This is a genomic window from Gluconobacter sp. Dm-62 (genome assembly GCF_018256155.1).
Classification (GTDB): domain Bacteria; phylum Pseudomonadota; class Alphaproteobacteria; order Acetobacterales; family Acetobacteraceae; genus Gluconobacter.
Genome location: NZ_JAERLY010000035.1, coordinates 1 through 11,220 on the forward strand (window position 1 = coordinate 1; position 11,220 = coordinate 11,220).

Sequence of the window (11,220 nt, forward strand, 5' to 3'; positions counted from 1 at the left end):
TGGTCCGGGGTTAACCCCGGACCAGAGGGCGTCGGCACGTCATGATACGCCTCATCGGGCGTGCGTCCAGCCAGTGCTGCGTGCGGACGCTGCCCGTTATAGTGGGTGATCCATTTCGTGAGCCCCACTCGAAGTTCTGATCCGGTCTCAAAGGCGTGCAGGTAGACGCATTCGTATTTNCACAGACGCTCGATGAACACGTTATCCAGCCAGCGCCCACGTCCATCCATGCTGATGCGGATCTGACGCTCTTCCAGAAGCCCGGTAAAACGGGGCGTCGTGAATTGTGACCCTTGGTCAGTATTGAAAATTTCCGGGGTGCCGTAGCGCATCAGCGCATCCCGGAGCGCCTCGATACAGAACTCCGCGTCCATCGTGTTCGACAGACGCCAGGACAGGACCTTGCGCGTGAACCAGTCNGTGATGTCGGAACACCAGACCTGGTTGGGCCGGTCGATGACCAGATCCCGCAGCAGATACGGATATTTCCGATGCTCTGGATGGGGCACACTCGTGCGTGGCTTCTGGTAGATCGCCCGCAGACCCATAATCGCCATGAGCCGCCGAACCCGCTTGCGACCGACTTCATGTCCCAGGCGGCGCAGATGCCATGTCATCTGCCGCGAGCCATAATACGGCGTTTCCAGGAACTGNATCAACGCCAGATTGGCCTCGTTCTGTGGCACAGGCCGATAGTACACGCCCGACCGGTTGAGTTGTAGCAGCGTGCATTGCCGCACCACCGATAGCCGAGGCCGCTTTAGGTCGATCATCTGCCGCCTCTGATCACGCCCAACCGAGCAGAGGCATCGCGTAAAAAATCCCGTTCCACGAGAAGCTCCCCTATCTTCGCGTGTAGTTTCTCCACATCAGCAGGGCTGACCGGGGGCTCAGACACCGCCTTCCCCGAAAAGGTTGCCGCCATGCCCTCGACTGCCTGGCGCTTCCACTGGGCAATCATCGTCTGATGCACACCATGTTTCGACGCCAGTTCCGCCAGCGTCAGCTCCCCACGGATCGCCTCCAGGGCAACCCGTGATTTGAACTCCGCCCCATACCTCTTGCGCGTAACCTTACCCATAAAACCCGTCCTCTCTCAGGTCGGATTATAGCTTAGACACCTGTCCGAAAAATGGGGTCCACCTCTGCCTTCGAGTTGCGCGAAGGTCTGTTCGGCAAAGTCCTGCTCATAGCCATTGGCCAGCATCCCGTTCACCAGCTTGTCCCGGAACGGCGACACGCCGCCTGTCATTTTAAAGGTCGCCATCGCACGGCGGAGTTGGTCAGCCTCGCCTGGTGTAAAGCCCGCGCAGTGGATGGCCACCTGCATGGCCTGCTCCTGAAAGAGCGGGACCCCTAGTGTTTTCCTGAGGATTTCGCGCAGGGTCTCGGACGGATAGGTGACAGGTTCCAGTGTCTCTCTTCTGCGGAGATAGGGATGGACCATATCTCCCTGTGTGGACGGCCTTTACGATGCAAGAGGTCACATTGATTGCATTGTCATATCTTTCTTCTGCGTATTTTTGCTCCAGCGAAATGCACTGATACTGTCATGATGTGGAGATCCGGTCAGATGCGCCCTTATGTCCGGCCTGTTGATGCGAAGTTTTTCGCTGGCCATCATGGGTGTGCGCTTGCGTGTCAGGCACCAATCTGGATCTCGTGCTCGATGGCACAGGGGGACATTCGGTATTGCCTGAACTGCTTCTGATTACAGTCTTTCCCATCACGCGGTTAGTGCATACTGCCGGATCTACCGGGGTTTATCCCGGTATCTATCATCCTGGTGGTGCATGTCAGACTGTAGCGACGCTACGACCGGTCGGACGATAGATCTCTTTGCGCGACAACAAGGCCCAGATAATCCGGGCCAGCTTGTTGGCCAACGCCACGGTTGCCAGACGGCCCGGGCGACGTTCCAGAAGCTTGCAGAGCCATACTCCTGCAGCGCTGTCCCATTTCTGCGCGCGGTAAAGCATGGATGTTGCACCCAGAACGAGCATCTTTCTTATTTCCCGGTTGCCCGTTTTTGTAATCCTGCCCATCCGCGTTTTTCCGCCGGATGAGTGTTGACGTGGAACCAGTCCGAGCCAGGCTGCGAAGTGCCGGGCAGTATCGAAGGCCCCAATATCGGTAACAGACGCGACAATCAGGGAGGCAGTTACCGGACCTATGCCCGGGATGGTCAAAAGACGGCGGGCATCTTCATCCTGTTTGGCATGGGTCCGGATATTTCCTTCCAGCTTTTCTATGCTTTCGCTCAGTCGACCATACTGCTCAAAGAGCAGCATGGTTGTCTGTTTCAGGGCGTCAGGCAGATTGGATGAGGTTTCGATTTTCGCCAGAAGTTCGGGTAGACGGGCGTTTCCAAGGGGAACAATCAAACCGAATTCCGCTGCAAGTGCGCGCAACGCATTCACCAGCATCGTTTGCTGTTTGACCAGAAGGGTACGAGTTGAGTGCAGCGATAACAGGCTTTGCTGCTCCCGATTTTTAATCGGGACGAAGCGCGTGTCGGGATGGATCGCGGCAAGACAAATCGCGGCGGCATCAACGGCATCATTTTTCTTGCCGCGTTTGACAAATGGTTTGACCTTTTCCGGAGGAATGAGTTTGACCTCATGACCGGTGTCACGGATGACACGAGCCCAGTGATGCGACGTGCCGCAGGCTTCGAGTACGACCAGGCAGCGCTCCAGATTTTCAAAGAACGAGACAACCTCACTCCGCCCGAGTTTCTTCTTGAGCAGACATTTTCCGCTTGCGTCCGTGCCATGCGCTTGAAAAACAGACTTGGCGATATCCAGGCCGATTATGGTAACTTTCATCCGGGCGGTCTCCTCTGAATGGTCTTCCGACCTCATCATGGCACATTGATGCCGCATGGAGGCCGTCCACCCCATCTGAATGGGCCCCGGCCGCACGATCGCAACCTCAATGACCAGATCATAGAAAACGCGAGGCTTGAGACGCGGTAGCATGGACATCTGCGCCCGGCTCTCGATCTGGAACGTGCCAAGCGTGTCCGCCTTCTGGATCATGCGATAGGTCTGCGGATCCTCGGCCGGGATCGCGGCGAGATCCATCCGCGTCTGATACACGGTGTGCAGCAGCTCAAACCCGCGCCGCAGACAGCCCAGCATCCCCAGACCCAGAACATCGACCTTCATGAAGCGCAGGACGTCGATGTCATCCTTGTCCCAGACGATGATCTGCCTCCCGTCCATGGCGGTCGGCATCAGGGGGACGAGTTCGTCCAGGCGATCCTCGGTCAGCACAAATCCGCCAGGATGCGTGCCAAGCTGGCGCGGAAAGCCAAGAAGCTGGCGGGCGAGATGAAACGTCAGGCTGAGGCGGCGATCCTTCAGGTTGAGACCAAGATCCGCTGCGCGGGCCTTGCACAGATCGGGATCCGCGAGAGACGAGGCGATATGTTTTGAAAGCTGGCCGGTTAGATCCTCTGGTAGGCCGAGCACCTTGCCGACCTCGCGCAACGCGCCTTTGGGCTGATAGCACTGCACAGTCGCGCAGAGGGCCGCGCGGTGGCGGCCGTAATGCCGGTAGATCCATTGGATCACCTCTTCGCGACGGTCACTCTCGAAATCGACGTCAATATCCGATGGCTCCTGCCGTTCGGCCGAGATGAAGCGCTCGAACAGAAGGCCCGAGCGGACCGGGTCAATACTGGTGATTCCCAGGACGTAGCAAACGGCCGAATTTGCGGCAGATCCCCGCCCCTGACAGACAATCCCGAGCGAGCGGGCGTGACGTACGATCGTGTTCACGGTCAGGAAATACGGCGCGTAGGACAGAGAGCCGATTAGCCTCAGCTCATGAGCAATCTGCGTCTCAACCTCAGGCGGCCTCCCGGCCGGGTAGCGACACGGCAATGCGGCCTGAACCAGACGTGTCAGTGTGTCTTGCGCGCTCTCGCCCGGTCTCTCGGTTTCGGTCGGGTACTGATAGGTGAGATCATCGAGACTGAACCTGCAGGCCTCCGCAATCCGCCGCGTGTTGGTCAGAGCGTCCGGAAAGGCGGCGAACAGGCGGGCCTGATCTTCAGGGGCTTTCAGATGCCGATCGGCGTGAACATGACGGCGGTGGCCAAGATCATCGACGGTACAGCCTTCCCGGATTGCCGTGACCACGTCCTGAAGAACGTGCCGGCGCGCGTCGTGGTAGAGCACATCCCCCGTGACAACGCAGGCCAGACCTTGTGCCGCACTGAACGCCGCAAGCGCGTGAAGCCGTGCCAGGTCTCCCGGCTGCCGGAGCATGGTCAGTGCGAGAAATCGGCTCTCTTCTTTGCCTGCCTGTGGTCCAGGCAGAGCCACAAGCCTCTGAACGTGCCCGGGAAGCACTCTCAGATCCTCGGGCGGCAACAAAATCAGGATGAGGTCCGGTGCCGCGGCGACGAGATCCTCCCATCCCAGAAGAAACACGTCCCGCTCGCCCCGATGATGACCAAGGGTCAGGAGCTGGCACAGACCTGCCCAGCCCGCACGGTTGCGGGGATAGGCCAGGAGTATACTGCCATCGCGCAGAGCGAGGCGGCATCCGGGTAAGAGGCGGAGACCTGCCTCGCGCGCCGCCAGATGGGCACGGATCACCCCGGCCACAGTGTTCCAGTCGGTCAGACCGATGGTGTCATACCCCAGGGCCTTCGCCTGGAACATCAGCTCATCCGGCTGGCTGCCTGAACGCAGGAACGAAAACGAGGACGTCACCTGCAATTCGACGTAAGGCATAATCACGGCCTAGCGCCTGTGCGGGTGGAGGTGCCGGCTGCTGTCAGGCGCGTTGCTGGTCGGCGCGCGCATCACGACAAATCCGGAGCGTTCCAGATAGGCGACCAGACGCTCGGCCACGAGACGGGCCATCAGTTCGGCGGCGTCATGTGTCCGCCTGCGTCCGTCATAGCACAGCGCGTGCATCAGCACTTCGGCCACGTCCGAGGTGCTGGCCGGGATCAGGTCATCACGGGGCTCCATCAGAACACCCCCTGAAGAAACCAGTCGCCCGACCCAGACCACTCATGGGCTCCGTCGCCCTTGCGAAACAGCCACAGGCGCAGGCCGGTCGTGGTCTCGACCTGCCAGTAGTCGCGGATCGCGCCGTAGCTTTCGGTCGTCTGCCACCACTCACCCAGCAGACGTTCGGGGCCATCGGCCGCCGCGATGCGATACGTCTGACGTTTGAGGATCAACTGGCGGGGCGCACCGTCCGGGTGCAAGGCTGTTACCTGCACCCGGACGGGCAGATCGAACAGAATGTTCGGTCGCGCCCAGAGCATCTGGCGCGCGTCCGCGGGTTCTGCCACGTCGCCTGGAGAAATGCGAGACTGTCCGTCTTCCGGCCAGGCGGAAAACCGGGGCGCGAGCTGGTAAACCGAAATAACGCCCGGACGGTTCAGCAGCCGGTCGATCAGAGTGGCCGGGAGGCCCGTTTCAGAGGATCCTGCTCCGTCCGGAAGGACAGACCGCTCAGGCCGGGCTTCGAGCGGTTCGTTTGCGCTGACGGTCAGGATGACGGTTTCAATTCCGAACTCGGGCGCGATCTGAGGGATCTGGTCTCGCAGCAGGCGTGTCAGACGCGGCACGTCAGCCGTTGGGTCGGACGTCCCCACGCGGACGGCCTGAATGGATCCGTCCACGCGCACGCAGAGAAAGTCGAGCTGCCGCGCCCCCTCCCCTCGCGCCGTCAGCTTTTCGCAGACAACCGGCACGAGTGCGGCAATCACCGTGGCAATGGCGTCCGATGTGCTGATGGGCTCGACCAAAGACCGGGTCAGGGAAATCCGGTCTGCAGGTTGAAACACGCTGAGCGGACTGGCCTGCCGTCCGAGAGCCTCATCGAGACAGGTGAGACGCTGCGCCCCAAATCGCCTGGCCAGAGGCGCGCGAGGGAGGTCTGTAAGGGCGCCAATGGTGGTCAGGCCGAGCCGTGTCAAAGTGGCCAGTGTTTTGTCCGGCAGAGGAAGTGCTGAACAGGGCAACGGATGCAGAGCCTGTTTCTGCTGACCGGGAGGCACGAGACAGATCTGGTCGATCCCCGAGCGGGCCAGGGCGCGTGAGGCAGCGGCCGTATCGCTCAGCGCCACGGAGCAGGAATGCCCCCTCGCCTGCAGGCGTTCTCTGACGAGATCCAGCATCGTCGCCTCACCCCCGTAAAGGTGGGCGCATCCGGTGGTATCGCTGTAGAGACCGTCCGGAGCATCGAACGCGGGCAGCGGCGACAGCCAGATCAGCCAGGAGCACAGATCGGTCAGCGCTGCCCTCTGTGCTTCTGCGTCTTCTTCGGCGGTCAGAAGATCCGGAACGAGGGAGCGAGCCTGTGCCAGCGGCATTCCCGGTGTCAGTCCGGCCGCGAGCGCAGCCGGACTGACACCGGTGACGGTGTGACGGTTATGTGCCAGCGCGTGCACAACGAGTGGTCTGTCGGTCGGATAGTCTCCCGGGCGGGAAAGCTGGAGGCGCTCGGTGCGCCAGAAGGGCATCCAGAGAGCGAGAAAGCGGCGCATGATCGGTGCAGTCGAGGATCCAATGAGCAGGGCGGCCTCCCCTCACCCGCAGCAACGCGGCAGAAAGGCGTCGGGAACCGGGACGCGGCATTCCCAGTCCCGGAAGAGATACAGGCGATGAAGGTTGGGAGAGGATCCGCCACCGCGTGGCGCACGCACAGGGGTCTTTCCCAGGAGCTTGTGCGAGAGGCGCAGAGCGCAGGAAAAAGCCTGTGTTCCCGCTCGCCTCCACAGCCAGATTGAGACGGCGGATTTCCTTGAGCGTTGGGACGTGGCGTCCTGCGACCACGGCCAGTGCGCGTTCTGGTCCACGCAACACGTCCTCGGCGACCGACAGTAGGTTGTCCGGCTGCGTTTCAATGCAGAGCAGATGTTCCAGTGAAACGCCGGATTGATGCAGCCCGCAGGCGTTCAGTTCGGCAGGTGTGTCGCTGATCCAGAAGACCGGCCCCCTGCCCTCTTTCAGGATGGGCAGCAGCATGGCGAGGCTGGCCCCCGTCTCCAGAGGATCGGAGATCAGAAAGTCATGCAGGCTACCCGTTCTGAGGCCGCCGCCGAGATGGTCATCGACGGCAGAATGCCCGGTAGGCAGGGTGTCAGCATGGGAATGAGGAAAGTTTCGACGCTCCAGGCGTCGGACCTGCTCGCGCAGTCGCGCCACGGCGTCCGTTGTCATCTTTGTTCTCCTTGATGAGAACATAAAGAGAACAAATATTTTATGATTGCAAGTGTTTTCCGAATCACCCGATAAACTATATTACCGGGTTTCAATAAAAACCGGATAAACCATCAAACCGGATTATTTTCTTTATACAGCTTCCATGCGTCTTCTATGACAACGCCTGGGTAACGCCTCGCCTAGTTGCTTCCTCAGCGATTTCGTCAGAGACGTTGGGAAATACCTTAGCGTGTAGTTGTCCTGTTCGAGGACTGGGTAGGCGTCCTCTACGTTTCGCTGGCTCTCTAGCTACGAAACCATGATCCGCAGCTACGCGATCAACTCGTTCGACATCGGCGGCGAAGGCGGCTTTTTTTCGCGCGATCTGAGCTTTCCAAATTACCCGATAAATTATATTACCGGGTTTCAATAAAAACCGGATAAACCATCAAACCGGATTATTTTCTTTATACAGCTTCCATGCGTCTTCTATGACAACACCTTGGGTAACGCCTCGCCTAGTTGCTTCCTCAGCGATTTCGTCAGAGACGTTGGGAAATACCTTAGCGTGTAGTTGTCCTGTTCGAGGACTGGGTAGGCGTCCTCTACGTTTCGCTGGCTCTCTAGCTACGAAACCATGATCCGCAGCTACGCGATCAACTCGTTCGACATCGGCGGCGGAGGCAACTTTTTCGCGCGATCTGAGCTTTCCAACATCAATCGCAAAAGGCTTTTTTTCGGTCATTCTGCCGCTCCTGTAAGGCGTCGGTACACAGCTTGTGCAAAGCCATCGGCGTTTTCGATCGCTGCCACAATGTTACCTTGTGGCGGGATCGAATGAAGATCTCCACCGAACTCGAAAAGAGCGGAAAATGCAGCACGCTCCATTAAAGGCGGCGTAATCACGTCCACGCCTGAGTCCCTTAGTGAGGCTTCAATGCCTGAATGCTGTTTGGAACGAATTGCTCGTGTCATTGTAAAAACAACTGAGTGAGGAATCTTGCGCCCTAAAGACTCTTCTTCCTCCGCTACTAGGGCAAGGGCTCTTGCTCCTATCGTAGCGTCTAAGGTTGTCGCTCGCATGGGTGTTAAGACCAAATCTGCTTGAGAGATTGCGCGTGAAACCAATCTTGACGCGACGCCTTCCAAATCGACAATGACAATTTTTCCATCAGCATCATGCCTTTTGATCGTCTTTATAATGTCGCTTTCGGAGACCCTAGTTATCAGGCTGATTCTGGGTGGCTTGGGCGCGCGGTCAGCCCATAAAGTCAGCGCTTCGTTCGGGTCGCAGTCTAACAGAGTTACCTCTGCGCCGTAGTGCGCAAGCTGGGTTCCCAAGATAACAGCAGTAGTCGATTTTCCAGCGCCGCCTTTGGGGGACGCGATAGCAATCACAGGCATAATGTTCTCCGCTCAAAGACGCTGTGCTGATTTGTGTTCGTAGTCTTGCTCTAGATTTTAGTAAACCGGATAAATGTTAAAATCGGATAAGAAAGAATATCCGGTAAGAAATATAACCAGATAAAACATTACAGGAACGCATCCTACTCGCCTCAATTCACTCAGAAAATGACGGACTGGGAGGGGAGATCAGGCCTATAAACCGTCTAAATAAAATATCAGGTAATATAACAAACCGGATAAATAAAAAAATCAGATAATGAAAAAGGGAAAAAGCTGGCTGGGATCTGCCCAGCCAGCAACAGGTGGGTCAACGCGTGTCCTCGCCATGCTCGCCGTCTGCGCGTGGCTGCGGGCCGCGTTGATCCTGCCGCTGCGCGGCACTGTTGCAGTCTGAACAGCTCCCAGCCGGACGCGACGATGTTCAAAAACCAGAAATGGATCGAGCATCATGCGCCGTCATTACCTTCCTTACGTCCCAACGCCACGCGGTCGGCCGCCCATACGCTGGACCGATACGCAGGAGCCCGTATCCTGCCGCAAGTGCAACGAGCACTGGGCTGGCGGCGATCCGGCTCTGATGATTGCCTGCACGGGCTGCAACGCGCCAGGCCATGAGCCCTGCCGTCGCAGCGCGGGCGGTAATGAACGGGTGTGTGCGTGCCGGGATGAGGCAGCCACCCAGCTTGGACTCCTCTCACGCTGCGAAGGCCTGAGCTGGGACAACCGGCACGTCAAGCCGCTTCTCCTCCGGGACGCTCCGATCGCCAGTGCCCTGATGTGCCGGTCTGTCAGGACAGGTGCTCCGGTGAGCAGGTTCGTGTCATGACGCCGGATCTGACGTCGTATGACAGTATCATCGTGGCCGTGTCAGGGGGGAAAGACGGCACCGCCTGCCTCCTTGCCCTCATTGAAGCCGGTGCCCTGACGGACCGCCTGGAACTGTGGCATCACGAGGTGGACGGGCAGGGGCCATCCTTCATGGACTGGCCCTCCACCTCGTCCTATGTGAGCGCACTGGCGGTCGATTTCGGACTGCCGCTCTATCGCTCTTGGCGAGAAGGCGGCTTTGAGCGGGAGATGCTCCGCAATGCCGCTCCGACAGCCCCGGTCCTTTTCGAAAGCCCTGTCGGTCTGATCCGCGTGAGCGGGGAGGGGCCGAACGGAACCCGCCTGCGGTTTCCTCAGGTCTCCGCCAGCCTGACGCCCCGATGGTGCTCCAGCGTCACCAAAATCGACGTTGCAGATCGCGCCCGCTTTGAACGCCTCGTGCAGTACGAGCAGCAGTTCGGCTGAACGATCAAGCGCACCGTCTCTCTGGAGCAGCTCGCAGAGCAGGGGAGGCCGTATGACGCTGCACTGGCGGCGCCCGATCTGGCCCGCGCGTGCCTGTCGTCGCGGCCAATCCAGACCGTCTTCACACCAGCCTGGGAGTTTCCGGCCGGAGCGTTCGGACAGGGCGCAGGTCCGACCTGAAAAAAGCAGAAAAAACAGAAGGTTAAATAAAGAAAAAGGAGGGGAGGGGGCAGCACAGGCCAGCCCGCCCTGCAAGAGGTGGGTCCGTCCGTGTCCTCGCTACGCTGCGGGCCGGGCGGTCCCGACGCTGCGCGTCGCTCTGGCAGGTCGCACTGTCCTGCGCTCGCCGGAGAGGGTCAGGAAAGGAAATAAAGACAATGTCAGAGACCCTCGAACGCCCCGCACAGGCGAAAGCCTTTGATCTGAAACAGGCCCACGAAGAGGGCTGGACGATCCTCGAAGGCTGCGGACCCGACAATGACGAGACGCGTCTGGTGGGTCTGCATTGCAGCGATCCGCAGGCCTGGTGGCGGGTGGCGCGGAAGGCAGGCGAGGGTTCGACCTACCACCACGAGGCGCTGTCCCGCCTGTCCGAGAACGAGCGCGAGCAGATCCGCCTGCGCTTCGGTCCCCTCTGACCCCGAACTGATCCGGGAGGCCTGACGCCTCTCTCCCCGCACTGATCCTGTTTTCCGGCCCCCCGGTCTGCCTCCGCGCAGCACCGGGCGCTGCCGCTTGTCCGGAGTTTTTCCATGTCCACGTCTCAACTGAGCTTCTTCGACACCTCAGCACTCGGCGGCAGCCAGTCCAATCTCTACTGGGGTGATCTCCCCGGAGACCGCGCCCTTGAGGAAGCAGCCGCTGCGGCCCAACAGGTGGCAAAAGCCCCGGCCCCGATCCCCGCTGTCCTGCCGAAGGTGGACTTCGCCCTGACCGGAACGCGTGGCCTCGCCCAGGGCTGGAAAGAGCGTGCGCGGGACAATCTTGCGGCGATCCGCCTTCTGGCCACGCTGGAAGCAGAAGACCGCAACGCCAGCGCCGACGAGCAGGCCGTCCTTGCCCGTTTCACAGGGTTCGGGGCCGGAGAGCTGGCCAACAGCCTGTTCCCGCGTGCGGGAGAGACCTTCCGGGCAGGGTGGGAAGAGATCGGCAGCCAGCTTGAGGAACTGACCAGCCAGCAGGAGCGGGCGGGTCTGGCACGGGCCACGCAGTACGCCCATTACACGCCCGAGCTGATCGTTCATGCGCTGTGGGATCTGGCGGCGCAGATGGGGTTCCGGGGTGGCCGTGCGCTGGAGCCGGGCTGTGGCACAGGGCTTTTCATGGCGAGCGTGCCTCCGAA

General features: G+C 59.9%; 11 protein-coding genes and 2 pseudogenes. 5 read left to right on the forward strand and 8 right to left on the reverse strand.

All coding sequences use genetic code 11. The features are described 5' to 3' along the window. The 8 genes and pseudogenes from JK202_RS15695 to JK202_RS15735 all read right to left on the reverse strand — a co-directional run. Positions 1–1,081 (reverse strand): IS3 family transposase gene (locus JK202_RS15695; RefSeq protein WP_211562409.1). Its coding sequence is split into 2 segments (ribosomal slippage), with 1,082 coding nucleotides annotated over them: positions 1–823 and positions 823–1,081; the frame shifts between segments, so codons are not numbered across the junction. This gene is flagged as partial in the annotation. 42 nt (positions 1,082–1,123) lie between these two features. Further along, positions 1,124–1,456, reverse strand: a pseudogene (locus JK202_RS15700) (DNA polymerase); the annotation flags it as partial. A gap of 340 nt (positions 1,457–1,796) precedes the next feature. Beyond that, positions 1,797–4,748, reverse strand: a complete 2,952-nt coding sequence (locus JK202_RS16360) for an IS110 family transposase (protein WP_249200183.1) — start codon at positions 4,746–4,748, stop codon at positions 1,797–1,799. A 9-nt stretch (positions 4,749–4,757) separates the two neighbouring features. Then, the gene (locus tag JK202_RS15715; protein ID WP_099213657.1) at positions 4,758–4,991 is read right to left on the reverse strand and encodes a hypothetical protein; all 234 of its coding nucleotides are present in this window, start codon (positions 4,989–4,991) and stop codon (positions 4,758–4,760) included. Further along, the gene (locus tag JK202_RS15720; protein WP_249200181.1) at positions 4,991–6,520 is read right to left on the reverse strand and encodes a DNA polymerase Y family protein; all 1,530 of its coding nucleotides are present in this window, start codon (positions 6,518–6,520) and stop codon (positions 4,991–4,993) included. The genes JK202_RS15715 and JK202_RS15720 overlap by 1 nt, the downstream gene beginning before the upstream one ends. Then, positions 6,405–7,196: an ImuA family protein gene (locus JK202_RS15725; protein WP_211562413.1), complete on the reverse strand. Its 792-nt coding sequence runs from the start codon at positions 7,194–7,196 to the stop codon at positions 6,405–6,407. The genes JK202_RS15720 and JK202_RS15725 overlap by 116 nt, the downstream gene beginning before the upstream one ends. 430 nt (positions 7,197–7,626) lie before the next feature. Next, positions 7,627–7,923, reverse strand: a complete 297-nt coding sequence (locus JK202_RS15730; protein ID WP_099287552.1) for a chromosome partitioning protein ParB — start codon at positions 7,921–7,923, stop codon at positions 7,627–7,629. Further along, positions 7,920–8,582 (reverse strand): ParA family protein, encoded by a 663-nt coding sequence (locus JK202_RS15735; protein WP_099287553.1) that lies wholly within the window; start codon positions 8,580–8,582, stop codon positions 7,920–7,922. Before JK202_RS15735 ends, JK202_RS15730 begins: the two co-directional genes overlap by 4 nt. Before the next feature lie 259 nt (positions 8,583–8,841). Here JK202_RS15735 and JK202_RS15740 point away from each other — a divergent pair, with 259 nt between their 5' ends. The 5 genes and pseudogenes from JK202_RS15740 to JK202_RS15760 all read left to right on the forward strand — a co-directional run. Next, complete coding sequence (locus tag JK202_RS15740; protein ID WP_211562414.1) at positions 8,842–8,979, forward strand: hypothetical protein; 138 nt, start codon at positions 8,842–8,844, stop codon at positions 8,977–8,979. Between the two features lie 54 nt (positions 8,980–9,033). Beyond that, the gene (locus tag JK202_RS15745; protein WP_211562421.1) at positions 9,034–9,411 is read left to right on the forward strand and encodes a hypothetical protein; all 378 of its coding nucleotides are present in this window, start codon (positions 9,034–9,036) and stop codon (positions 9,409–9,411) included. Beyond that, entirely contained in the window at positions 9,408–9,878 is a 471-nt protein-coding gene (locus tag JK202_RS15750) for a hypothetical protein (RefSeq protein WP_249200182.1), read from the forward strand. Before JK202_RS15745 ends, JK202_RS15750 begins: the two co-directional genes overlap by 4 nt. Positions 9,879–10,255: 377 nt before the next feature. Continuing rightward, positions 10,256–10,516, forward strand: a complete 261-nt coding sequence (locus JK202_RS15755) for a hypothetical protein (protein ID WP_211562415.1) — start codon at positions 10,256–10,258, stop codon at positions 10,514–10,516. A gap of 114 nt (positions 10,517–10,630) precedes the next feature. After that, positions 10,631–11,220: pseudogene (locus JK202_RS15760) on the forward strand (lactate dehydrogenase); the annotation flags it as partial.

Bases quoted from the DNA above. Each gene is read 5' to 3' on its own strand.
- JK202_RS15720 (WP_249200181.1), bottom strand. From the start codon at position 6,520: ATGCGCCGCTTTCTCGCTCTCTGGATGCCCTTCTGGCGCACCGAGCGC.
- JK202_RS15715 (WP_099213657.1), bottom strand. From the start codon at position 4,991: ATGGAGCCCCGTGATGACCTGATCCCGGCCAGCACCTCGGACGTGGCC.
- JK202_RS16360 (WP_249200183.1), bottom strand. From the start codon at position 4,748: ATGCCTTACGTCGAATTGCAGGTGACGTCCTCGTTTTCGTTCCTGCGT.
- JK202_RS15740 (WP_211562414.1), top strand. From the start codon at position 8,842: ATGAAAAAGGGAAAAAGCTGGCTGGGATCTGCCCAGCCAGCAACAGGT.
- JK202_RS15745 (WP_211562421.1), top strand. From the start codon at position 9,034: ATGCGCCGTCATTACCTTCCTTACGTCCCAACGCCACGCGGTCGGCCG.
- JK202_RS15755 (WP_211562415.1), top strand. From the start codon at position 10,256: ATGTCAGAGACCCTCGAACGCCCCGCACAGGCGAAAGCCTTTGATCTG.
- JK202_RS15730 (WP_099287552.1), bottom strand. From the start codon at position 7,923: ATGACCGAAAAAAAGCCTTTTGCGATTGATGTTGGAAAGCTCAGATCG.
- JK202_RS15735 (WP_099287553.1), bottom strand. From the start codon at position 8,582: ATGCCTGTGATTGCTATCGCGTCCCCCAAAGGCGGCGCTGGAAAATCG.
- JK202_RS15725 (WP_211562413.1), bottom strand. From the start codon at position 7,196: ATGACAACGGACGCCGTGGCGCGACTGCGCGAGCAGGTCCGACGCCTG.
- JK202_RS15750 (WP_249200182.1), top strand. From the start codon at position 9,408: ATGACGCCGGATCTGACGTCGTATGACAGTATCATCGTGGCCGTGTCA.